This window comes from Wenyingzhuangia sp. IMCC45574 (assembly GCF_054182685.1).
Genome location: NZ_CM135169.1, coordinates 1,136,897 through 1,162,282, shown reverse-complemented (window position 1 = coordinate 1,162,282; position 25,386 = coordinate 1,136,897). Strand labels below are relative to the sequence as shown.

The following is a 25,386-nucleotide window of genomic DNA, read 5'->3' as shown; positions in this document are numbered from 1 at the left end:
ACTAAAAATAGTCAAGGTTTTGTCGGGGTGGCAGGATTCGAACCTGCGACCTCCTCGTCCCAAACGAGGCGCGATGACCGGGCTACGCTACACCCCGTACTGTGCTCGAAGTGTAGTTTGTCTCGAGTTTATCGAGAGGCTACACCGCGAAATAGTCATCTAAAAAAAAAACACCAAATAAATGGTGTCTTAGAGCGAGAGACCGGGTTCGAACCGGCGACATTCAGCTTGGAAGGCTGACGCTCTACCAACTGAGCTACTCTCGCATGGTAGATACTATAGTTACAATTTATCGTCTAATTCAAAAAAAATTAGAGCGAGAGACCGGGTTCGAACCGGCGACATTCAGCTTGGAAGGCTGACGCTCTACCAACTGAGCTACTCTCGCATTGATAGATTGTATCTATTAAATAAAACTTAGAGCGAGAGACCGGGTTCGAACCGGCGACATTCAGCTTGGAAGGCTGACGCTCTACCAACTGAGCTACTCTCGCATTATTTTATTTGGTAATTTATATCTTAAAAGAACTAGTAGCGAGAACGAGAGTTGAACTCGTGACCTCCGGGTTATGAATCCGACGCTCTAACCAACTGAGCTACCTCGCCATTGCGGATGCAAATATAAGTCATATTCGCGTTATGGCAAAAGAAAAAAATAACTTTTTTTTACATTGCAAATAGGGGCTTTGTAATCAGTTTGTTATGACTTTATTCCCCCTGACTTAATGGTCTTCTTGTGCTCTTTCTAGTAGTTTTTGATTAAATTCTTTGCTATTCGTTTTAATACCTAGCTTTTTTAAATTCTCTACTTTTACAATTAAGTTACCTCTTCCTGTTAACTTTTTCATGGTAGTGTCGTAAGTACCCTCTACAGTTTTTAATTGTTTACCTAATTTAATAAGTTCTTCTGTTAAGGAAACAAATTGTTCGTATAAACGAGTAGCTTGCGTTGCAATTTCTAAAGCATTACGTTGTTGTTTCTCGTTTTTCCACATACTTTCTATGGTACGTAATGTAGCTAGTAGTGTACTTGGTGTAACAATTACAATATTTTTGGTGAATGCTTTATTGTATATCTCAGTATCTTTTTCCAGTGCAAGTGCAAAAGCTGGTTCAATAGGAATAAACATCAATACAAAGTCTGGAGATTCAATTTGATATAGTTCAGAATATTTTTTAGCACTTAATTGTTCTATATGTCTGTGTAAGGATAATAAGTGTTCTTTTGTATATAGTTCCTTATCATTATCATTTTCTGCAGCAATAATTTTTTCATAAGCAGTTAAACTTACTTTAGAATCCACAATCATTTTACGATTGTCTGGTAAGTTGATAATAACATCGGGTCTTAAACGAGATTTAGATTCCATATCGGTATCAAAACTCTTTTCTAATTCGTATTCTCTTCCTTTTTCTAAACCAGATTTTTCTAAAACTCGTTCTAAGATCATTTCTCCCCAATTTCCTTGAGTTTTACTATCTCCTTTAAGCGCTTTTGTTAGGTTTTCAGCATCTTTACTCATTTGCTGATTTAAATCTTTTAAACTCTCTATTTGTTGTCTTAGTCTAGAGTTTCTTTCAATTCCTTCTTTATTGGTGTCTTCTACCTTTTTTTCAAAAGATTGGATTTTTTCTTGCAAAGGTTTTAAAATGTCAGAAATGTTTTTCTGGTTTTGAGTAGAAAAAGTTTTAGATTTTTCTTCCAGAATTTTATTGGCAAGATTTTCAAATTCTTTTGTGAATTTTTCTTGCAACTTTTCTATTTCAGCTTTGTTTTCTGATAAATCGTTTGTGAGTTCTTCTACCTTAGCATTGGCTCTCTCTAAAGTAACAGCAAGTACTTCTTTTTCTTTAAATAGTTCCTGAATCTGTTCTTCCTTTTGAGAACGTAACTTTTCTATTTCAAGCTGAGCTTTTTGGGTAATTTCTTTTTGAGTTTGCTTACTTTCTGCAAGTTGTTTTTCATAGGTGTCTATAGTATCTGCTAATTTTTGTTTTTGATACTCTACCTCTTTATTAGCAATATTTACAGCTTCATTTTGAGTAGACGAGTCTTGTTGAGCTTGTAATGAGGTAATTTTTTTACCAACAATAAAACCTATTAGCCCTCCGGATAATATCCCAATAAATATAAAAACAGTTTCCATCCTTTTTAACTCAATTTATCCTTTGTAAAAAGGAAGTTTAACAACTTTAGCTTTTAGCTCTTTTTTTCTTACCTGAATATAAAGTTCAGATTCAAAAGTACTGTGTTCTGTAGCAACATAACCTAAACCAATGGCTATGTTTAAACTAGGAGACATGGTTCCAGATGTTACAATTCCTATGGTATTTCCGTTAGCATCTAAAATAGGATAGTCTTTTCTTGCAACTCCTTTATCGGTTAACACAAAACCAACTAATTTTTTAGCTACACCTTCTTTCTTTTGTTGTTCAAGATTTTCTTTATTAACAAAGTCTTTGTTGAATTTTGTAATCCATCCCAGTCCAGCTTCAATAGGAGAGGTGGTGTCGTTAATATCGTTTCCGTACAAACAGTATCCCATTTCTAAACGAAGGGTATCTCTTGCAGCCAAACCAATAGGCTTAATTCCATATTCTTTACCAGCCTCTAAAACCTGAGACCATATTTGTTCCACTTCAGAATTTTTACAGTAGATTTCAAATCCACCTGCACCAGTATATCCAGTAGCAGATATAATAACGTGTTCAATTCCTGCAAAGTCACCTACAACAAATTTGTAGTTTTTAATAGCCGATAAATCAACAGACGTAAGGTTTTGTATTGCAAGATTTGTTTTAGGGCCTTGTATGGCTAACAGCGAATAGTCGTCAGATAGATTTCTCATTGTAACATTGTCTGTGTTGTGGTCTGAAATCCACTGCCAATCTTTTTCTATATTACTAGCATTTACAACCAATAAAAAAGTTTCATCTTTTATTTTGTAAATAATTAAATCATCAACAATACCATTTGCTTTGTTAGGCATACAAGCATACTGTGCATCTCCAATAGCTAGTTTCTGAACATCATTAGAGCTGATTTTTTGAATTAAATCAACAGCTTTAGGGCCTTCTAGTAAAAATTCACCCATGTGAGAAACATCGAAAACACCAACAGACTCTCTAACTGTTTGGTGTTCTATTTTAACTCCTTCGTATTGTACAGGCATTTCATAGCCTGCAAAAGGAACTATTTTGGCATTTAAGTCTATATGATTTTGATATAAAGCAGTTCTTTTCATTCGTAGAATATTATTGATTGCAAAATTACGTTTTTATACCATTGCTTTAAAAACTAGTGAAATTTTTCGCAAAGTTTTATTTTTTAACATTTATTTATGTTTTTTAAATATCGATTTTAGCTCTTTTTTTTAGTTATTTGTTGTATTTTCGCTAACTTGGTGTTAAATGTGTTTTTTTTTGTATGATTTTGTGTTAAAATGGTATTTTTTAACAAAGTCTTTTAGCGTGTTTATTTGTAACTAATATACTATCTATTTTAGTTATTTACTGGTATCTTTGTAATTCGGAATTGCTGTGAGATCGAATACAAAAAAACAACTTACCCCATTTTTGTATAAAAAAGTAAATGTGTTAACGTTGTATTTAATTAGTAAAGAATGGAATTTATAAACTGGTTATATTCCTTACAGTTTAAGATAAAAGCATATCCATTAGTGATACAGATCTCCATTGCTTTTATTTTCATGAGCCTTTTTATGTCGCTGTTTTTTTTAGTGTATTTAACTCTACTAAGAAGAGTATATGCAATTAGAGAAAAATTAGAGAACAAAGTAGCACCTAAAATACACGAACTTTTTGAGAAAATATTGTTTGAAGATTATTTGGGAGAGGATGAAGAAGCTATAAGAAAAGAGTTTGAAAAAACAATAAAGAAGGGGGATAAAAGAGGAAGACGAAAAGGCTTTGGAAAGAAGAAGCAAGTAAGTAATTCTTACGAAATGGATTTGGCAATTGATACTCTTATCCGTATAAAAGCAAATTCTATAGAAGATACAAAAAGACTTCCTTTGATATTTAGTGCGTTAAAAATAGAGAAGTATCTAAACTCTAAGTTTTCATTTACTTCATCTGGTACTAAGAAAAAAGCTATTGAATATTTTTCTGATTTAGGTATTAGGAATTCAGATGCTACCATTCTTACTTACACATATAGTAATAACGAAGAGATACAGACAGAAGCTAGATTGTCTTATTTAAACTTAAGTCAGAATGATCCATATCGTTTCTTTGACGAGTTGAAAGGAGATATGACAAAGTGGAGTCAGGTAAAATTAATGAACCTTTTAATAGAACAATCCAATACTGTTGGTCTTCCAAATTTTGGTAAGTGGATTGGTTATTCTACAAACGATTCGTTGGTTATTTTCTTGTTAAAAGCAGCAGCTTATTTTAATCAAAGAAAAGCGACAGAGGTAATTAGAACTAAGGTTCAGGATGAAAATCACGAATTAAGAGCCGAAGCAATATTGGCTCTAGGAAAGCTAGGAGACGAAGGTTATGAGGATGAGTTAAAGCGATTGTATTTTAACGAACCTGATATCTGTCAGGAAGCAATTATCAAGGCCGTTGGTTTCTTATCTACAGGGAACTCTTTAGACTTTTTAAAAACGAGTTTTTATGAATCTAAAGATTTAGATGCGCAGAAAAACATTGCATTGGTAATGTATGATTATGGAGACGAAGGGAAGCAAATGTTCTCTGAGATGAAAGAAGAAATGGCAGAATTGCTACGAAAAGAAGAAAAAGAGAGTAAAGATAATAAGATGTTAATGGATGTAGGGGTTATATACAAGAACCTCTTGTTTAAACATGCAGAGAATGATTTAATTTTATTTAAATAAGAGGTAGTAAGAAATTATGTTAGAAAATATTGCAGATTTTTATGAGACGTTTGTATTTTATTATGCATCGTCGATGATTTTCAGTTACTTGCTTTTAGCAGCTTTTTCGTCGATTAATTTGATAAAATATAAAAGTTACAATTCAGATAAGGATGATGAGGTATTAATGAAGTCCCCTTTAACTCCGGGAATTTCTATTGTAGCCCCAGCCTATAACGAAGAGGTTACTATTATTGTAAATGTAAAGTCGCTTTTAACCTTAGAGTATCCTTTGTTTGAGGTGATTATTGTGAACGATGGTAGTAAGGATAAAACTTTAGAAAAGTTAATTGATGAATTTGAATTGGTAGAAGTGGATTTCTTGTATGTAGAGAAATTAAAAACAAAACCCTTTAAAAGGGTGTTAAAATCTACCAACCCTAAGTATTCTATTTTAACTGTAGTAGATAAAGTAAATGGAGGTACCAAAGCCGATGCTTCTAATGCGGGTATTAATGCAGCCGTTTTTCCATATTATTTAAGTACAGACGTAGATTGTGTATTGAATAGAAAGACACTCTTAAAAATGATTAAGCCCTTCTTAAACTCTAAAAAGAGGGTAGTGGGAGTTGGATCTACACTAAGGATGTTAAATGGATGTGAAGTAAAAGACGGAAGGGTAGTACGTGTAAAACCACCAAAGAGATTAATTCCTTGTTTTCAAGAGCTAGAATATATTAGAGCTTATTTATTAGGTAAAATGGGATGGTCTTATATTAACTCTGTTCCAAATATATCTGGAGGATTAGGTTTATTTGATAAAGAGATTGCGATTAAGGCAGGAGGATATGCGGGAGATTCACATGCAGAGGACATGGATATGGCAACCAAGTTGGCCCGTTATATGATTAACAACAACATGAAGTACAAATTGGAGTATATTCCTATTTCTTGTTGTTGGACCGAAGGTCCTGATAACGTGCAGGTATTAAACCGTCAAAGAACAAGATGGAGTTCTGGTTTGGCTCAGATTTTTAGGGTATATAGTGAGGTGCTTTTTAACCGAAGATTTAAACGATTAGGATTAGTAGCCTTTCCATATACTTTTATTTATGAGTTCTTAGCTCCAATTATTGAAGGAGTAGGAATTTTATTCTTTATCTATCTTGTATTAGTTAACAAGGTAAATTGGGATATGTTTTTTATAATTTTTTTATACTCATATACGTTTGCAATATTTATAACCACTTTAGTTGTTATTCAAGATCATATCATATTTAAACATTACAAGAAAATAAGTGAAGTGTTACGTTTAATACTGATGGGATTTATAGAACCATTGATTTATCACCCCTTAATTGTATGGTTTGCATTAAAAGGATATTTTAACTTTTATGTAGGAAAAGAATTAAAGTGGGGAGCAATGACAAGAAAAGGAGCAAGCGGTTAATTAGAGTTATTTACTATGAAATTAATTTTACGATTAAATATAATTTTCTTTTTACTAACAGGGGTAAACCAATTATTCTCACAAGAAATTTTGGTTGAGAATGTTTACTTAGAAGAAGGATTAAAAGCAGATAAAGCAGGTAATTATAGAGGGGCAGCAGATCTTTGTATTCAAGGATTAAGAAAAACACCATATGATATAGATTTAAAACAACTTTTAGGAAAAAGTTATATGAATCTAAAGATGATGGATAGTGCTCGTTATTATCTTCAAAAAGTAATAATACAAGACGATAATAATGTTGCAGCAAGACATTACTTAGTAAGAGTAGAATATGAAACAAAAAGATATTCTAGTGCTATTTGTTATGTAAACGAACTTTTAGAGAAAACACCATATTGGAGAGGTTTATGGCTAAGAAAGATAGCCATATACAACGAAATGGAAAATTATGTAGAAGTTAAGAGAGCTGTTACACGATTAAGACAAATATTTCCAAACGATTCTGTAGTTGATGCGAATTATAATTACATTATGAGTCAAGAAGGACTTAGAAGAGCCAAGTCTGGAGATATTAACAAAGCAAGACAAACCTACTTAGAGGTCTTAAAGGAAAGTCCCGACGATAAAGAGACCTTAATAAGGTTGATAAACTTAGAAAACTCTGCAGGTAATATAGAGAAGGGGTTAGGCTACGCAGAACGTGCATTAATATATTATCCAAACGATTTGGATTTGATCCGTAAAAAAATTGGATGTTTAGAGCAGTTAGAGAGATACGATGCTGCTATTAGTTATCTAAAGTCTAAAAGAAATGAAGTTCCTAGTCCTTTCTTAAGAGAAACAGAACAGTACTTAACACACCAAGCGGCCTTGTATTATGAGAATACAGATCCATATTCATTGCATAGAAAGTCTTATGGTTTAGATGGTAACAAAGATTCATATACATATCTGTTAAACAAGTCTATAGACAAAGGACATTATAACGAGGCTTTATTGTTAATTTCTGAAGGGTTGTTAAGAAGTCCTAACAACAAAGAGCTTTTGGTAAAACAAATGTATGTTTACAAAAGATTAAAAGACACGCCAAGGTATAGAAAATCTGTGTTCGAATTGAAAGAAAAACACCCTGGAGATTACGATATAAATCAAGAATATGCTTTAGTTTTATTAGAAGAAGCAAAGGAGTTTACGCTACAGGAACAATACCAAGCGGCATTAGATAATTATTTTATTCTTAAAAAATACCCAGATTATTCGGCAATTGCTAACAGTAATATTTTTGCAATATATGCACTACAAAATAATACAGAAGAGGCATTAACGCAGATTAATGCTATGGTAGAAAGTAAGCCAGGTGAAAAAATTAACTTGGTAAAAAAGGCTCAGTTATTAATCGATACTAAAGATTATAGAGGAGCAATGGAAATTGTAGAGAGTTTAATGGAAGAGTTTCCTGATGAAGAAAAGTATCAGAAACAATTTGTATACTACTCAGAATTGTATTTACAAGAGCTTTTGTTAGAGGAACAGTTTAAAAAGGCATTTCCAATTGCAGATAGAAGTTTAGAAGTTAATAGAAAAACGACATTGTCTTATACCTATGCAATAAATGCAGCTGATGCGTTAAAGGAATATGACAGAATGTTAACGTATGCAGATAGTGCTGTATACAATCATCCAGATGTTATTGATTTTAAGATTAAAAAAATAGCGGCACTTTCTGGATTAAAAGAACATGATAGAGCTACAGCTTTGTTAGAAGAGTTAAGTGATGAAGATCCTGATGATATTAAACTTTCTGGGATTTTAGCCGAAGAAAGATTTAAATTAGGTGTGTTATCAGAAGAGAAAGGAGATACAATTAGAGCAAATACGTTGTACAATTCAGTATTGGTATCCGATTCTTTAAATATAGCAGCATATCAAAGATTGGTAAATCTTTCCTTAAAGGCAAAAGATACGTCCAATGCTATGATATACATTAACAAAGCATTGGAAATAGAACCCAATCCAGAAAGACGTTTCTTTTTATATAAAAAAGGAGTCGCGTTTGAGATGATGCAGGATTACTCCAATGCCTACTATTATCAAAAAATGAGTCTAGCACCAAAAGAGGTAGACTTAACAGATCATTTAAATTACTTAAGTTATAAGCCATTAAAAGATCATATAGGAGTTTCTTACTTAAGAGTGTATTCTGGTGAGGAGAGTTTTGCGTCTGCCTTGGCTAGTATCTATTATTTAAAAAGATTAGAAAACAACGAGTATGGTGGAGCGTTGTACTATGCCTCTAGAGCTACAGGAGTTGGACTTCAATTAAGAGGTACTTGGGTACATAAATTCGATAAAGAATTGTACGCTCAATTGGATGGGTATTATGGTTCTAAGTTTTTCCCAAGAGTAAAGATTGTTGCAAATGCTTATAAGTCTTTAGACAATGCATGGGAGGCTAATTTAGGTTTAGGATATACCAGATTACAAAACGGAAGAGATTTCTTTAATATTCAAGGAGGTGCTTCTAAAGAGTTAGGTGATTTCCTTGTAACTGCAAGAGTTAATATCTTTTATGGGGAACAATTTATTTTTAACACAGATGAACAATTTAACATTTTTGTGGATGGAAGTAAGTTTAGATTTTATAACAGTTTCTTCGCTCAAGGAAAATACAATATAAATGAAAATGGTGACTACTTTACGGCAATGGCCTCTGTAGGGAATGCACCGCAGGATGAATTTCAGGACAATTTCCAAATAAATACCTTGCTAACCTATACGAATTCTATGGTAGGAGCAGGTTACTGGTGGAATAAAAATCATAAATACAGATACGGAATTCAAGGAAACTGGTATAATTTTCAAGTCATCACCACAGAGCCTGAGTTTGATGATACGAATACACGAACTGGAAATCTGAGTATCTTAAAAAGAGTAGATCAATACCATTTATATTTTACCATACAAACTAAATTTTAAGCCCCAAATTATATGAAAAAGTTTGTTCTTGCATTTTTAATGTTGTTTACCCTAGCAACTTTTTCGCAAGAAAAGGACATTTACTTTTACCAAAAAGGAATAAGTAAACCCGTTATTTATTTAGCAAAATATAGTAATGTTTTAACAAGGCCTTTGAGTCTTTTTCAGAAAGAGATTTATAATAGATCTGGTCTAAGAATTTCTTTTTCATCTAAAAAACAAAGCAAAGGAGTAAATGTGCTTTTTAAAGTAACAGAATCTATAAGCAGATATAATGTTGTTTTAAACGGAAATGACTTAGAAATAAGTGCTAGTAATGAAAAAGGTTTTGTAGATGCTGTAAATTATATAATGAATGAGTATTTTTCTGTAACCTTAGCAGGTGATATTCTTATCAAAAGGAAAATGCTAAAGAAGCCCATTATTACATCGTCTTTAGAATACAAAGAGGTTTATTTTTCTCAGAATTTTAAAGAGACAAACAGAAGTTTTTATCATACCAATTACTTAGAATTAGAATGGGGATTATGGGGACATAATATTCATAAATGGGTAAAGAAGGAAAAGCCATCAGATTTGGCTTTTGCGCTGCACAATGGAAAGAGAAATTACGAACAGTTGTGTTTTTCTAGTACAGAGTTAGAGAGCTTAATTCATAAAAACATAAAACAATCTATTATAAACGATTCATCGTTAAAACGTTTTATGATAGCACCGTTTGACAATACAATTGTATGTCAATGTCCATTATGTAAAGCCAAAGGGAATACTAAGAAAAGTGCCACACCTGCTGTTTATTCACTATTAACAAAGTTGGCTAAAACGTATCCTAAATTATCGTTTTGGTCTTTGGGCTATGTTACCACTAAAAATCCACCTAGTTTTAAATTGCCACACAATGTTGGAGTTTTATTAAGTACTATAGACTGTCAAGAAGCATTGCCTTTAAAATCTACACCAAAAGGTAGAAAGTTTTTAAGTCAAATTTCTGATTGGAATTCTAAAATAGGCAATATTTACATATGGGATTATGTCGTTAATTTTGACAATTACATGGATTTTTATCCTATTTACAAGAGTACCCAGCAAAATATTAAGTCGTATACAGAAAATGGAGTAACCGGTTTGTTTTTACATGGGAGTGGTTATGACTACTCTGTTTTAGAGGAGGTTAAATACCATGTGTTGGCGAATTTGTTAAACAATCCAGATGCTTCTGTAGAGAAGCTAATAAAAGAAGGTGTAGAGCGATATTATCCAGAGTTAAAATCTATTTTGTTTAAATATTTAACCACAATAGAAGATAGAGGAGTTAGATTAAATAAAAAACAAAATATATATAGTGGTTTAGAACAAGCAAAAAATAGATATCTTGAGCTAGCTGAAATTAAGTCACTATTAAAAGAAATAAATAAGTTCGATTCTTTTAGAATTAACAAAGTTAAAATAGGATTATTGTATCTTGAGCTAGAGTTGATGCGTATTAACAGCATGAAAAAAGATGGATTTATCGAGTTGACTAATAACTCGATGAAAATAAACCCTTTTATAAATAGCAAGCTAAATGAACTTAAGGAACTAGTTAATAAAACAGGCCTATTTAATATAAACGAAAAGAAAGACGAGTTTTTACATTATATCTCTCAGTGGCACCAACTGTTAAATCGTATCTATTTAAATAATTCTTATTATAAAAATAATATTAGAACATTTTCTAAGTTAGATGAAGATTATAGCAATATTGGTGTTTTAAATGATGGGTCTTTTGGTTTTAATAATTATAATGACAACTGGTTGATATATAGCGGAAAAGAGCTTTTACTAACCATAGACAATCATAAGTGTGTAAATAAAGAAATTACAAAATTAGAAATAGGTTTTTTAGGAGATACAAAACATCGAATTTATTTGCCTTCGTTAATTCAGATTTATAATGAAAATAATAAGCTAATTAAAGAAGTTGCACTTTCTACTAAAAAAACTAAAACACCATATGTGCAAACGCAAGAGATTTTATTGCCAAAAACAAATGGTAATTTCTTATATAATATTAGATTTGTAAATAAGAATCGATCAATTGCAATTGACGAGATAAGATTTTTAAAATAAAGATGAATAAACTGATCGTATTTATTATTTGTTTGGCTGCACTGTCCTGTGGACAGCATGCAAGAAACCAGGCATTGAATTCTCTAGAAAAAACTTCTATGGAAGTAGAAGATACTTTACGTCATTATTACCCTATAATTAGAGGTTCGGTTTTAAATACTGCGTACAAGTTCTATAATACTGGTGATAAAGCTCTAGTTATTAAAGATGTAATTACCTCTTGTGGTTGTATAGAAGTAGAATATCCAGAATCTGTAATTTTACCAGAGAGCTTTGGATACATTAATGTGTCTTATGATAGTAGAAAGAATATTGGGTTTGTAGAGGCATACATAGATATTTATGCGAATATTAAAGATAAGATGAAGCAAACAGTTGTCTTTGATGTTAATGTAGTAACTAATGCAGAGTACACTCGAGATTATGAAGAGATGTATAAAATCTATTTAGAAGAGAATAAGGATAATCTTATGGAGAGGGGAGTTGAAGGTAATACAAACCAACAAGGTTACTTTATTAAATTAGGTGATGAAATGAAATTTTAGAAACAGAAAAAAATAGAAATAAAAAAGCTCAAGTAATTTTACTTGAGCTTTTTTATTTTATGATAGTTAGGATTATGATTTTAAGAAATCAGTTAATCCGTTATAATCTGATATTTTAATAGACGTTTTAGGCTTGTCTATTACTGCTTTAATTTGTTCTGGCAATTCAATAGTTTCTGCAACACCAGTATATAAAACATCTAAAAACTTAACAGGGTGAGCAGTTTCTAAAAATACACCTTGTGTGTTTTCTGCGGTTTTTAGGTAGTTTTTTAAAGCTAAGTAACCAATTGCACCATGAGGTTCTGCAACGTAGTTAAACTTCTTGTATAAGTGACCCATAGCAGCTGTAGATTCCTCATCTGTGTAAGAAAACCCTTTTAAGTTACTACGTAACTTTTCTAAATCAAAATCGTGTAATTTTTCAATTCTTATAAAGTTACTTGGTGCACCTACATCCATTGCGTTAGAAATGGTTGGAATGGTTTTTTTAGGTTCGTATACTCCAGACTCTAAATAAGCAGGAACGACTCTATTTACGTTTGTACCAGTAATAAACTCTTTGATAGGTAATCCTAATTTTTGAGCAATCATACCAGCACAAATATTTCCAAAGTTTCCACTAGGAACAGAGAAGACTACCTCTTTAGACTTGTCTTTTAATTGTTTGTATGCAAAGAAAAAGTAGAAAGCTTGTGGCAACCAACGTGCAACATTAATAGAGTTTGCAGAAGTTAATGTTCTGTATTCTTTTAAAGACTCGTCTAAGAAGGCTGTTTTTACCATATCCTGACAATCATCAAAAGCCCCTTCAACCTCTAAAGCAGTAATGTTTTGTCCTAAAGTAGTTAATTGCTTTTCTTGTACTTCAGATACTTTTCCACTAGGGTATAAAATAACAACATTTACTCCATCAACTCCTAAGAAACCACTTGCCACAGCACCTCCTGTATCTCCAGAAGTTGCAACCAAAACGGTAATATCTTTGTCGTTTTTTTCTTGTTGATTAAAATACCCTAAACAACGAGCCATAAAACGTGCACCTACATCTTTAAAGGCCATTGTTGGTCCATGAAATAACTCTAAAGAACCCACATTCTCTTCAATAGGTACTACAGGAAAATCAAAGCAAAGTACTTCTTTTACAATTGCTCTTAAGTCGTTCTCAGGAATTTCATCACCTACAAATTGTTTAATTACTTCATAGGCAATTTCATCGTTACTATACTTGTCTAAGTTGTTGATGAAATCTTTTGATAAAGGCGTAATACTTTCTGGAAAATACAACCCTCTATCCGGAGCAATACCATTTACTACAGCATCTCTAAAAGATACATCAGGAGCATTTTCGTTTAAACTAAAATATTTCATTTTATTATGTTGATATGTTTTTTGTGTATCTGTTTATTCGTCTTTAGTTTAACGAATACACAAATAAACGAATACACTTTTTTTATAAAATTTTCATTCCTTGATCGTTAATCTTGGAAATATGAATGTCGTATGCAACACCCACGTTGTCGTAAACCGATTTCATTGCTTCGGCTACTTTTTTGGCGGTATCTTCTCCACGACTTAACGCAAAAATAGAAGGACCAGAACCAGAAATTCCAGATCCTAATGCTCCTGCATTTTTACATTCTTCCTTTACTTTGTCAAAAGCAGGAATTAAAATAGAACGAATAGGCTCTATAATTTCATCATGTAAAGAACGAGATAACAAGTCGTAGTCTTCCGTATACAACGCACTAACCAAGGCTCCTATATTACCCCATTGGGTTATAGCAGTCTTTAAACGAAGCTTTCCTTTTAATATTTGACGAGCATCAGCCGTTTTTACTTCAATCTGAGGGTGTATTACGGTTGCAAATAATTCCGATGGAGTATTTAGTTTAATCACATCCAAAGGGTCTGTAGAACGAACCAACGTAAATCCTCCTAAAAGGGCAGGAGCTACATTGTCTGCATGTGGTACTCCACTAGCAAGTTCTTCCCCTTTCATGGCAAACTCAATCAAATCGTGATTGCTAAAAGGCTTTCCTAATAATTCGTTTACACCATATACTGCACCTGCACTACTTGCAGCAGAACTTCCAATTCCACTACCAGGCTTTATATTTTTATAGATTTCTATTTCAAAACCGTCTGTAGTATTGTTTAACTTCTCTAACATAGAAATTACCGCAACACCGGCTACATTTTTTGTGGCTTCTAAAGGTAAGTCTTGTCCAATTATTTGGGTAATTTTTACACCAGGTTCTTCTACCTTTCTAATTACCATTTCATCACCCGTAGCATCTAAGCAAAGCCCTAATACATCAAAACCACAGGATACATTGGCTATGGTAGCAGGACAAAATATTTTTACTTCTTTCATGTTTTATAGTATTTAGTACTGAGTACATAGTACAAAGGTTATTGCCTTGCACTGAATACTGAGTACTTTGTACTTAATACTTTGTACTAATCAATTACCCTCTTCCTATTCTAATAATATCTGCAAAAATACCAGAAGCAGTTACATCTGCACCAGCACCAGCACCTTTTACAATTAAAGGATACTCAGGGTATCTTTCTGTAAAGAACAATACAATATTATCGCTTCCTTGTAAATTAGAAAAAGGGTGTTTGTTGTCTACCTCTTGTAAAGAAACATTGGCTTTACCATCTACAAACTCTGCTACATATTTTAATTCAGCATTGTTTGCAGCCGCTTTTTCTTTGATAGCTTCAAAGTGAGCCGCTTCTGCTACCAACGTCTTTTTAAAGTCTTCGATAGAATCTGCTTCTAAACTAGTCTTAGGTAAGAAAGGTATGTTTTCAATATCTTCTAAATTCATTTTAGCACCGCTTTCACGCGCTAAGATTAATATTTTTCTAGCAACATCAACACCACTTAAATCAATTCTTGGATCTGGTTCTGTATATCCTAATTCACCAGCTTCGTCTACAATTTTTGCAAAGTTGGCATCGCCAACAAACGAATTAAAAATAAAGTTTAATGAACCAGAAGCTACTGCCTGAATCTTTTTAATTTGATCTCCAGACTGAACTAGGTTGTTTAAAGTGTTTATAATTGGTAACCCAGCACCCACATTTGTTTCGAATAAATATGGAGCGTTGTATTCTTGAGATAATTTTTTTAACTCTGCATAGGTAGCATATTCAGAAGAAGCTGCAATTTTGTTACAAGTAACAATGGCAATACTCTCTTTTAAATAATCGGCATATAAACTAGCAATAGTTGCATTTGCAGTATTGTCTACAAATACACTATTAATTAAGTTCATTTCTTTAACATGTTCTAGAAACAAATCTAGATTTAAGTCCTGTCCATTATCAATCAAGTTTTGTTTCCAGTCAGAAACTAAATCTAAACCTTCAGCATTGAAAATCATTTTTTTGGAATTTGCCATTCCAACTACTTGAATATTTAATTGTAACTTTTCTAATAAATAGTCTTTTTGTTGTTCTATTTGCTCAATTAATTTGGCACCAACATTTCCAACTCCTACAACAAATAAATTCAGTTTTGTAATATGATCTTCAAAAAACTCTTCGTGTAAACTGTTTAAAGCTTTCTTAACGTTTTTACTATCTATTACAGTAGATATATTTCTTTCTGAAGCCCCTTGAGCAATGGCATGAATATTTACATTATCCTTACCTAAAGCGCTAAACATTTTTCCGCTAATCCCTTGGTGGCTTTTCATTTCTTCACCTACAATGGCAACAATAGCCATGTCTTTCTCAATATGCAAAGGATCAATTTTTCCTAAGCTTAGTTCATAAGCAAACTCTTCTTGAATTGCCAATTCTGCTTGCTCAACATTTAACTGATCAATAGCAATACAAATAGAATGCTCAGAAGATGCTTGTGTAATTAAAATTACGTTTACATCTCTTTTAGAAAGAGCACTAAATAATCTTCTAGAAACTCCAGGAATTCCTATCAATCCATTTCCTTCTACAGTAGCTAAAGCGATATTGTCTATGTGGCTAATTCCTTTAACAATTCCATTTCCTTTAGTGTTCTCATCATTTATAAAAGAACCTGCATCTTCTGGAGAAAAAGTATTCTTAATATATAAAGGAATGTTTTTGTTCATTACAGGTTGCACTGTTGGAGGATATAAAACAGATGCTCCAAAGTGCGACAATTCCATAGCCTCGCTATAAGTTAATTTCTCTATAGGTTTAGCTTGCTTTACAATTGTTGGGTTGGCAGTATACATACCACTAACATCAGTCCAAATTTCTAATTGTTCAACTTCTAAAGCAGCAGCAATAATAGCAGCAGTATAATCAGAACCACCACGTCCTAAAGTAGTTTTTTCTCCTTTTTCGTTACAAGCAATAAACCCTGGTAAAACAGTAATTGCGTGTTTGTTGCTAGAGAAGTGTTCTTTAATATTGTTAGCTGTAATATCTTGTATTACTGTAGCATTTCCAAAGTTGCTGTTTGTAATAATCAACTCACCAGAGTTTTTATAAGCAGCATCTATGTCTAAACATTGCAAAGCTTTTGTAATAATGTAAGTAGATAAAAACTCACCATAACTTACAATAGTGTCGTTAGTTTTAGGAGAAAGCTCTTGTAATAAAGAAACTCCTTCTAAAATATTTTCTAATTGATTGACGATTTTTTTAACACCACTTAGAGCGTTTCCTTGGTTATTTACTGGAATTAATTCTCTAACAATGTTAAAGTGGTTTTCTTCCAGTTGATTTAAATCATCAGTGTAAGAGTCATCTTGAATTTCGGCTTTAGCAGCCATGCTTAATAAAGCATCTGTAGTTTTACCAACTGCAGAAAAAACAACAGCTACTTGTTGATTATTACTCTTTAAGATATCTATAACTCTTAAAATATTTGCAGATGAGGCGATAGAACTACCTCCAAACTTTAAAATTTTCATATGATTAATGTGATGAATGAGAAAAATAATTGTACTTGATTTTTAACTGAATTCATATCGATTAAATTTCAAGATTTTCTGGTTTATACATATAAATAACAAAGACAACCCCAAAGGGTGATAGTTAAGAAAGTAATAGTTGTATATGTAAGTTTACCATTTTTCACGTGCCAAAATTAACAAAATATTTAAAAATAGAAGTTTAAATGTTGATAAAATACGTTATAAATAACAGTATTAACAAAGTACGGAGCAAAAAATCCTTATAAGAATTGTATATTTGCATCACCAAATAAAAAAGACAAACAATATATATGTCACTAAAAGAAATTCCAAATATTTCTTACGAAGCTTTTTTAAAGGACTTTAAGGATACTTTAAAGAGTGTTTTTTACGAGAAAGATGATATTCAGAAATTTAGCCAAGTTAGAGGGTTTCCATCATTAGTCTTTAGAGACATAATGGCAAAGAATCCTTTATCTGTTGCTATTCCTAAAGAATACGGAGGTAGAGGAGTAAAAGTAAAAGAATGTTTAGGTGTTCTAGAAGCTGCATCTTACGAATCGTTACCACTGTCTTTAACTTTTGGAATTAACATTGCTTTATTTCTAGAACCCGTAGCAAAATATGCTAAGGATACTGTTAAGGCTCCTATTTTTAAACGTTTCTTACAAGAAAGAAACATGGGGGGGTTAATGATTACAGAACCAAGTTACGGATCTGATGCATTAAGTATGGAGACTTCTAATACTTATAAAGATGGGAAGTACCACATAGAAGGATACAAGCATTGGCAAGGTTTAACAGGATTAGCAGATTACTGGTTAATTACTTCTAGAAATAAAGGAGAAGATGGACGATTAGGTAGAGATATAGATTTCTTTATCGCAGACAATCAAGATCCTGAGCAAAGAGTTATTGTAGAAGAATATTATAACAATGCAGGATTGTATGCAATTCCATATGGTAATAATAAGTTAGATTTAACGGTTCCCGAAGATCAAAAGTTAGAAGGAGGAAGTACAGGAATTAAATTGATGTTGGATTTGTTACACAGGTCTAGAATGCAATTTCCTGGTATGGCAATGGGGTTCATTAAGAGAATGATGGACGAGGCTATTGAACACTGTAATACCAGAATAGTAGGTGGTAAGAATTTGTTGGCATTGGATAAGGTAAAAGAACAAATAGCCAATATTCAGTCTGCATTTACAGTATGTTCTGCTATGTGTGCTCGTAGTTCTGAGAACAGTGGAATAGATAACGAATTGGCGATGCAACAAGTAGAAGCCAATAGTATGAAATCTGTTATTACAGATATGATGCAAGCAGCTGCACAAACTTTAGTTCAGTTATCGGGTTCTTCTGGTTATAAAGAAGAGAACATTGGAGCTAGAGGAATTATGGACAGTAGGGCTTTTATGATTTTTGAAGGATCTAACGAAATGTTATATACTCAAATTTCTGAAGCAGTTATGAAGTTAATGAAGCGTAAGAAGATTACCAATTTATTTGACTTTTTAACACAGTACGATTTAACAACGAAATCTTCTGAGTTTTTTAAAGAAGCACTAAGCTTTAATTTAAATATGGATTTACCACAACGTAAAATGGTAGATTTAGGAAAGATTATAGGACGTGTGGTTTCTGCAAATTTTGTGGTTGATTTAGGAGCTAAAGGATTTAGGTCTGATTTGGTTGCTGAATGTATTACTTCGTTAAGGCATGAAGTTGTTGCAAGCGTAAGTTCTTTAACTTTTCAAGAAAGTACTTTGTTAATTACAGATTATAAAAACGAAAGTTCTTGGTTAGAGTTTTCGTAAATAGCTATAAATGAGTTACTAAAAAATCGATGCCTTACGCATCGATTTTTTTATGAAAAAAACTTTCTTTTTTTGTTGTAAAAGTAAGGATATGTTGTATATTTGCAACCGCTAACAGCAACGGTCTGGTAGTTCAGCTGGTTAGAATACCTGCCTGTCACGCAGGGGGTCGCGGGTTCGAGTCCCGTCCAGACCGCAAAGCCTCTCTAAGGAATTAGAGAGGCTTTTTTTATTGTCTTGTCCTATCCTGAAATAAGTTGATGCAAAGGGTTCTGGGGGGCATTCCTAGTAGTTGTGTTTAGGTAAATATTAGTTAGTCTAAAGAGGAAGAATTCTACATTTTTAAGCCCTCTAAACTGAGCTCTAAATGCTCTGATTTTGGCATTGAAGGATTCCGTAGCAGCATTTGTACTTCTATTGTTAAAGTAATTTAATATTGATCTGTAGTTTAGATGTATAGGATTAGCTGCTTGTTCCCTATCTCTTTGAAGAATTTGTCCATTACTTTTATTAAGCTATCTTCTATGTTTCATATGTAGATATACTGTGTTTCCTCTAATAGGAAAGTCTTGTACGGTTATTTCCTTGTGAAAATCTACCGTATGCAATGATTATTTGATTCTCAAACTCTTCAGGGGGTGTTGTTTTCTTTTTAAAATATAGATGAAGTGTCTCATCTGCTTTAGTGTGCTGTACTAAATGGAAATTATCGATTAAGAATTCAGGAAGTATAAGTTTTAATAGGTTTAGAGATGGTTCTAAAACAATAATTTTTAAACTCAAAAACTAACGCTATCCTAATTCAAATCTGACTTTTGAGATTGAGACATATATTTAGGGGCTTTAAAAAATGTTAGAAAAAACTATCGTCTAAATTGTTGACTGCTATGTCTTTACTTTAAAGTCGGTTTTAAACCTGCGTATTGGTTGTTTTTTATAGTTGGTTCTTTTATAATTTAGCATAAAAAAAGTAAAGGACTGTAACAAGGTACTAAATGTTTTGATGCATGTCTGGTTTTTAATTTAGGTTTTTATAAGTATGTAATATTTAAGTTAAATAATTCAATTTCTTATGGTCGTTATGTTAAATTTCGAGAAGTAGTATATGGGGGCGTAAAGTATGTTGTATATTTGATCACTTAATAAAAAAAAATGAGAAAAAATTTATTGTTAGAAAAGCTAAGCGATAACAAGTTTGTTTATGGACCTTTCTGCAAAATACAAGATCCAGCAATTGTTGATATAGCTGCTTATAGTGGGTTTGATTTTGTGATTATAGATATGGAGCATGGTCCATATAGCGTTGAATCGGTTCAAAATATGGTAAGAGCAGCACAAGCATCAGGGATTGAACCAGTTGTCAGAGTAACGGAAAACTCAGAGACTTTAATATTAAGACTATTAGATGTTGGGGTTAAGTGTATACAAGTTCCTCAAGTTTGTACAGTAGCAGATGCTAATAAAGTTGTAAAAGCAACTAAATTTTTTCCAAAAGGCGAAAGAGGAATGTGTAGGTATGTAAGGGCTGCAGAGTATACTAATATAAAATCAGATGATCATTTTAGTTTAGCCAATGATTCAATCCTTACTATCGTACATATAGAAGGTTTAGAGGGGGTGGAAAATTTGAGTGAAATTGTAAAGATTGATGGTATTGATGTTATTTTTCTAGGTTGTTATGATTTATCACAATCTTGTGGTGTTCCGGGACAGACAACTCATCCCGATGTTGTAAAAGCAATGAAAGATGCAGTTGAAATAGCTAAGAATGAGGGTAAGTTAATAGGAACTTTTACAGAATCTTATGAAAGTGCAAAAATGTGGAAAGAAGTCGGTGTGCAATACATATCTTATTCGGTAGATGTGGGGATATTGATGAAGACTTTTAAAGAAGTTGTTAGAGGTTTAAACAGATAACTTGGACTGAGTTGGATAAAACAAAAAATTAAAGCTATAAAATCAATAATATGACTGTTTTTTTACCGTGTAGAGCTGGAAGTCAAAGAATTCCAAACAAAAACACAAAAGAATTTGCTGGAGTAGAGGGAGGACTGTTAGAAGTCAAGCTTAGAAGTTTGATCAATGCAACTTTGGTTGACAAAATAGTAGTATCAACAAATGATAAAAAAGTGATGGAAATTGCTGAAGGAATAAATCATAAAAAAATTGTAATTGACGTTCGCCCTGAGTATTTAGCGATGTCTTCTACTAGTACTGATGATGTTGTCGATTATGTGCCTACAATAATTGAGGATGAGCATATTTTGTGGACTCATGTAACTTCTCCTTTCATTACCTCAGATTCTATCAATAGAGGAATTAAAAAATACTACGAGAACTTGGATAAAGGCTATGACAGTTTGATGACTGTTAATAAAATTCAAACTTTTTTGTGGGGAGAAGATGAGAAGGCATACAATTACGATAGAGAAGTTGAGAAATGGCCAAGGACTCAAACTTTACCTCCACTATATGAGCTAAATAGTGGTTTTTTTATCAACAGTAGGGAAAACTATATAGCTCTTAAAGACAGAATTGGAGTAAAACCATACTTGTTACAATCTGAAGGGTATGAAAAAATTGATGTTGATTGGCCAGATGACTTTTTATTGGCAGAGATGATTTACAAGTTAAGAAACACTCAGGATAATTAATAATATAAGAGTTTTAAAATGAAAATTATTGAATTTTGGAGAAAAAAACTTGGTGAAAAGGAGGAATACAATAAGTTTTCTAAGGAAATTAGTAATTAAATTATATTTTCAAAAAGGAGCGCAGATTGTAAATTTTCTGAAATTGATAGTATATAACCTAGGTTTTATGGAGTATAGGTACTTATCAAATTAATATATCTATATAAAGAATTAGAAAAGAGCTAGTATTTTAACATTATGTAGATTGATAACACTTAAAATGGAAATTGTTAAACATGCATTAAAAGAGTATAAGTATTAACAAGAAGTTGCTTATTCAGTGAAAGCTATAGTGATTTGTAGATAAGTTGTTTGAGGGAGCGGTAGCAAGGAAATAAAAAATACGAATTTATACATAAATAATTTTGAATTGTTTATGTAAATAATAAAATTGAAGATAAAATAATGTCAACAGTAAAAAAGAACATCTTAAAGAATGGTTTTGCATCAGTACTTACAAAGGGGGTTAGGATGTTAGAACAGTTGTTGTTAGTTCCTTTTTTTATAACTAGTTGGGGAGCTGCTTATTATGGCGAGTGGTTGACATTAACAATAATTCCTAGTGTTTTTGCTTTTAGTGACTTAGGTTTTGGCTCAGCAGCAGCAAATAGCTTTGTGTTGGCATATGCTTCTGGAGACAAACAAAAAGCGGCTAATATTAGAAAGAGTGGTTTAAAAATTATTTCTAAAATGTTAATAATTGCTATAACATTAAGTGTTTTAGTGCTATGTGTTCTTGGATATAATGATGTATTTGAAAAGTCTTTAATTAATGCTTTCGATGCTACAGTAGCAGTTTCTGTTCTAATTCTAGCTAGATTTTTAAATTTTTATATTCAGTTGATAGATTCATTATACATTGCTGCTCGTAAAGCCTCATTAAGTATAAATTTAAAAACGGTTAAATCACTGTTAAGTGTTATAAGTGGTATGTTGGTACTATTATTAGGCTATGGAGTTATTGCGTTTTCATTATCGCAATTGGTAGTTATTATTCTATTTAACTTATTCTATTGGTATAAAGGTAGCAAGCTTTTAGATTTTGGAAATGTCGAAGGAGTTGTTGATAATGTTGAAACTAAAAATATTACAAAAAAGGGATTAGGCTATATGTTGTTCCCTGGTTGGCAAGCCATTTATTTTCAAGGAACTACTTTTGTCATTAGAATAGTTCTTGGTCCAGAGGCGGTTGCTGTTTTTAATACAGTAAGAACTTTAAGTAGGTCAGTCAATCAAGTTTTAAATATAGTTAGTTCAAGTATTTTTCCAGAATTACAGTTTGAAATAGGGGCTGGTAACAAAAGCAAAGCTACTAAAATCTATAGTTTTTGTATGATTTTTTCATTGCTCCTAGCATTCTTAGGTGTTTTGTTTCTAGCTTTTTTTGGTATTTGGTTTTATGGTGTTTGGACCCAAAAACAGTTGTATTTAGAACCAACGATATGGTATGTTTTTTTAGTAGGTATTCTATTTAATGCGATTTGGTGGTCTTCTGAGCCTGTATTTAGAGCTAAAAATGAACCTTACCAATTTGCTATAGCAGGGATTGTATCTGCAATTATTTCCGTTGTTATGACTTATTTTTTTGCACTTAATTTAAACTTATTGGGGGCAGCTATTGGCTCAGTAACTTTAGATGTATTGATGGCTGTTATGATTATCCCTAAAAGTTTAAAGCTAATGAAAATGAGTCTTAAAGATATTTTCATTAGCTTTCAGTTAAGTAATTTACAATTAAAGAGCTTATTAGGTAAAAAATAAAAATTAGTTACATTTTCAAAAACAAAAACATGAAAATTACTCAGATATCAATAGGTAGATTCCATCATTTTCATCTGGCCAGACAAATGGAAAGATTTGGATTGTTAGATAAAATTTACACTGGATACCCTATGTTTAAATTAAAGGAAGAAAGAGGGATTGATAGAAACAAAATAAAAACTTTTCCATACCTACATGCTCCATACATGAAAAGACATCTCGTAGGACTCAATAATTTTGATAAATTAAATAAAGATTGGGTTTGGCTAGATAAGTTTTTTGTAGATAAATATGCTGCTTCTAAAATAAAAGACAAAACTATTTTAATAGCATTGTCAAGCTCAGGTCTTCAAAGCGCAAAAGTTACTAAAAGTAAAGGAGGTGTATATATTTGTGATAGGGGGTCTTCTCATATTCAATTTCAAGATGAAATTTTAAAAGAAGAATATAATAAATGGGGTTTTATTTACAAAGGAATAGATCCACGAATTATTGATAAAGAGTTAGAAGAATATGATTTAGCTGATAGAATAACAATACCATCTACATTTTCTAAGAATTCTTTTGTTTCTAAAGGAGTGAATCCTGATAAAATTATAAAAATTCCTTACGGAATAAATTTATCAAGGTTTAATAAAACTGTAGAAACCCCAAAAGATTTGTTTAGAGTTATTTGGGTTGGAGGAATTTCTTTAAGAAAAGGATTTATGTATGCGCTTGATGCTTTTGAAAAACTAAATCATCCTAATAAAGAATTTCTAGTTATTGGAAATATTTCTAAAGAGATAAAGAGTTTGTTGATTAATAAAAACATAGAGAATGTTGTTTTTAAAGGGAATGTGAGTAATGTTGAATTAAAAAAATATTATAGTTCTTCTCATGTATTTGTAATGCCTAGTATTGAAGATGGCTTTGGTATGGTTCTCGGTGAATCACTAGCTTGTGGTTGTCCTGTTATAACAACAACAAATACAGGAGGTTTAGATTTGTTTGAAGATGGTGATGAGGGCTTTATTGTTAAAATTAGATCCTCAGATGAAATTTTGGAAAAATTTCAATTGTTGGCTGATAATCCAGACATTCAGTATAATATGAGTCAAAAGGCAATACAGAAAGCAAATAACATAGGTGGTTGGGATGATTATGGTAATCAATGGAAGTCATTAATCGATAGTTTTAAAACAATTTAATTAGAATCTAACTTATGTCAGGCGGAAAAGAAGGTATAAAAGTTTTATCTATTGGTGGTTTTAGTGCATATGGAAACAGTAATACATGCTTGCACAGACATAAGGCCATAACTAAATGTTCAGTTTCCACAAATGAAGTGGATACAACAGCTAATGTTTCTCTTATTTATAAAGTATGTAATAAGTTATTTAATATGGGGCTTCCTATAAAGTTACCTGATTTAGCTAACGCAAATAAAAAAATTATTTCATTTGTCAATCAAAACAAATACGATGTTGTTTGGATTGATAAAGGAATAACTATCGAAAAGAGTACTCTAAAAAAAATTAAAGAAAAACTACCAAAGTGCAGTATCGTTGGGTTCTCACCAGATAATATGATGATGCGCTTTAATCAAAGTCAAAATTATTTAGAATGTGCTTCTCTCTATGACTACACTTTTACAACAAAATCTCACATAGTAAAAGATTTGAAAAGAGTAGGTTTTAAAAATGTAAATTTTATTAATAAGACCTATCATGAAGATTTTCATTTTCCAAGAGAATTAACCATTGAAGAAAAAGATAAACTAGGTGGAGATGTTGGGTTTATAGGAACTTGGGAGCAGGAAAGATGTGATAGTATCCTTTTTTTAGTAAATAATGGTATTCGTGTAAAAGTTTTTGGAAATAAAAAATGGAGAGATTATAAGAATTATCATCCTAATTTAGAAGTGTATGATGGTCTGTTTTCAGACGATTATCCTAAAGCACTCAGAGCTTTTAAGATTTCTTTATGTTTTTTAAGAAAAATTAACGCAGATCAGCAAACCGCTAGAACTATGGAAATACCAGCTTGCGGAGGTTTTATGCTTGCAGAAAGAACCGACGAACATAAAAGGCTGTTTGAAGAGGGAAAAGAAGCAGAGTTTTTTGACTCAAATGAAGAGTTATTGAATAAATGTAAGTTTTATTTAGAACATGAGAATGAGCGTAATTCTGTTGTTAAATTAGGTAGAGAACGCTGTGAAAGTTCGGGTTATTCAAATATGAAAACAATTAAAAGAATGTTAGAAAAGGTACATAATTAA

Annotated in this window: 17 protein-coding genes and 6 tRNA genes; 12 read left to right on the top strand and 11 right to left on the bottom strand. The window is 31.9% G+C overall.

Annotation, left to right across the window (positions count from 1 at the left end; all coding sequences use genetic code 11):
• Window positions 1–22: 22 nt before the first annotated feature.
• The 7 genes from ACXHHC_RS04975 to gcvT form a co-directional block, all read right to left on the bottom strand.
• Window positions 23–97 (bottom strand) — tRNA-Pro (locus ACXHHC_RS04975).
• Between the two features lie 96 nt (window positions 98–193).
• A tRNA-Gly gene (locus ACXHHC_RS04970) sits at window positions 194–266 on the bottom strand.
• Between the two features lie 49 nt (window positions 267–315).
• Window positions 316–388 (bottom strand) — tRNA-Gly (locus ACXHHC_RS04965).
• Between the two features lie 33 nt (window positions 389–421).
• Window positions 422–494: transfer RNA gene (locus ACXHHC_RS04960), tRNA-Gly, on the bottom strand.
• A gap of 38 nt (window positions 495–532) precedes the next feature.
• A tRNA-Met gene (locus ACXHHC_RS04955) sits at window positions 533–606 on the bottom strand.
• A gap of 116 nt (window positions 607–722) precedes the next feature.
• The gene (gene rmuC, locus ACXHHC_RS04950) at window positions 723–2,147 is read right to left on the bottom strand and encodes a DNA recombination protein RmuC (RefSeq protein ID WP_458228544.1); all 1,425 of its coding nucleotides are present in this window, start codon (window positions 2,145–2,147) and stop codon (window positions 723–725) included.
• A gap of 15 nt (window positions 2,148–2,162) precedes the next feature.
• Entirely contained in the window at window positions 2,163–3,245 is a 1,083-nt protein-coding gene (gene gcvT, locus ACXHHC_RS04945) for a glycine cleavage system aminomethyltransferase GcvT (protein WP_458228543.1), read from the bottom strand.
• 378 nt (window positions 3,246–3,623) lie between these two features.
• On the opposite strand from gcvT, the gene ACXHHC_RS04940 reads away from it, so the two are divergent.
• From ACXHHC_RS04940 to ACXHHC_RS04920, 5 genes are read left to right on the top strand one after another with little or no spacing between them, the layout of a single operon-like run.
• A complete protein-coding gene (locus tag ACXHHC_RS04940; RefSeq protein WP_458228542.1) occupies window positions 3,624–4,868 on the top strand; it encodes a HEAT repeat domain-containing protein in 1,245 nt (414 codons plus the stop codon).
• 16 nt (window positions 4,869–4,884) lie between these two features.
• A complete protein-coding gene (locus ACXHHC_RS04935) occupies window positions 4,885–6,297 on the top strand; it encodes a glycosyltransferase family 2 protein (RefSeq protein WP_458228541.1) in 1,413 nt (470 codons plus the stop codon).
• A 15-nt stretch (window positions 6,298–6,312) separates the two neighbouring features.
• Entirely contained in the window at window positions 6,313–9,276 is a 2,964-nt protein-coding gene (locus ACXHHC_RS04930; protein ID WP_458228540.1) for a hypothetical protein, read from the top strand.
• Window positions 9,277–9,288: 12 nt separating this feature from the next.
• The gene (locus ACXHHC_RS04925; RefSeq protein WP_458228539.1) at window positions 9,289–11,385 is read left to right on the top strand and encodes a DUF4838 domain-containing protein; all 2,097 of its coding nucleotides are present in this window, start codon (window positions 9,289–9,291) and stop codon (window positions 11,383–11,385) included.
• 2 nt (window positions 11,386–11,387) lie between these two features.
• The gene (locus ACXHHC_RS04920; protein ID WP_458228538.1) at window positions 11,388–11,930 is read left to right on the top strand and encodes a DUF1573 domain-containing protein; all 543 of its coding nucleotides are present in this window, start codon (window positions 11,388–11,390) and stop codon (window positions 11,928–11,930) included.
• Between the two features lie 72 nt (window positions 11,931–12,002).
• Here the strand turns inward: ACXHHC_RS04920 and thrC are convergent, their stop codons facing one another.
• From thrC to thrA, 3 genes are all read right to left on the bottom strand, one after another.
• Entirely contained in the window at window positions 12,003–13,301 is a 1,299-nt protein-coding gene (thrC, locus tag ACXHHC_RS04915) for a threonine synthase (protein ID WP_458228537.1), read from the bottom strand.
• Window positions 13,302–13,383: 82 nt separating this feature from the next.
• Complete coding sequence (locus tag ACXHHC_RS04910) at window positions 13,384–14,307, bottom strand: homoserine kinase (RefSeq protein WP_458228536.1); 924 nt, start codon at window positions 14,305–14,307, stop codon at window positions 13,384–13,386.
• Window positions 14,308–14,401: 94 nt separating this feature from the next.
• Entirely contained in the window at window positions 14,402–16,849 is a 2,448-nt protein-coding gene (thrA, locus tag ACXHHC_RS04905) for a bifunctional aspartate kinase/homoserine dehydrogenase I (protein WP_458228535.1), read from the bottom strand.
• Between the two features lie 314 nt (window positions 16,850–17,163).
• Here thrA and ACXHHC_RS04900 point away from each other — a divergent pair, with 314 nt between their 5' ends.
• Both ACXHHC_RS04900 and ACXHHC_RS04895 read left to right on the top strand, forming a co-directional pair.
• Entirely contained in the window at window positions 17,164–18,672 is a 1,509-nt protein-coding gene (locus ACXHHC_RS04900) for an acyl-CoA dehydrogenase family protein (RefSeq protein WP_458228534.1), read from the top strand.
• Window positions 18,673–18,794: 122 nt separating this feature from the next.
• Window positions 18,795–18,868 (top strand) — tRNA-Asp (locus ACXHHC_RS04895).
• A gap of 46 nt (window positions 18,869–18,914) precedes the next feature.
• Here ACXHHC_RS04895 and ACXHHC_RS04890 read toward each other — a convergent pair.
• Window positions 18,915–19,166: a transposase gene (locus ACXHHC_RS04890; RefSeq protein ID WP_458229225.1), complete on the bottom strand. Its 252-nt coding sequence runs from the start codon at window positions 19,164–19,166 to the stop codon at window positions 18,915–18,917.
• 658 nt (window positions 19,167–19,824) lie between these two features.
• Between ACXHHC_RS04890 and ACXHHC_RS04885 the strand changes: the two genes are divergently transcribed.
• From ACXHHC_RS04885 to ACXHHC_RS04865, 5 genes are all read left to right on the top strand, one after another.
• Window positions 19,825–20,589: an HpcH/HpaI aldolase family protein gene (locus tag ACXHHC_RS04885; RefSeq protein WP_458228533.1), complete on the top strand. Its 765-nt coding sequence runs from the start codon at window positions 19,825–19,827 to the stop codon at window positions 20,587–20,589.
• A gap of 50 nt (window positions 20,590–20,639) precedes the next feature.
• A complete protein-coding gene (locus ACXHHC_RS04880; RefSeq protein ID WP_458228532.1) occupies window positions 20,640–21,326 on the top strand; it encodes an acylneuraminate cytidylyltransferase family protein in 687 nt (228 codons plus the stop codon).
• A 579-nt stretch (window positions 21,327–21,905) separates the two neighbouring features.
• Window positions 21,906–23,126, top strand: a complete 1,221-nt coding sequence (locus ACXHHC_RS04875) for a lipopolysaccharide biosynthesis protein (protein ID WP_458228531.1) — start codon at window positions 21,906–21,908, stop codon at window positions 23,124–23,126.
• Window positions 23,127–23,155: 29 nt separating this feature from the next.
• Window positions 23,156–24,316 carry a glycosyltransferase family 4 protein gene (locus ACXHHC_RS04870; RefSeq protein ID WP_458228530.1) on the top strand — a complete coding sequence of 387 codons (1,161 nt, stop codon included), beginning with the start codon at window positions 23,156–23,158 and terminating at the stop codon, window positions 24,314–24,316.
• 14 nt (window positions 24,317–24,330) lie between these two features.
• Window positions 24,331–25,386 carry a CgeB family protein gene (locus tag ACXHHC_RS04865; protein ID WP_458228529.1) on the top strand — a complete coding sequence of 352 codons (1,056 nt, stop codon included), beginning with the start codon at window positions 24,331–24,333 and terminating at the stop codon, window positions 25,384–25,386.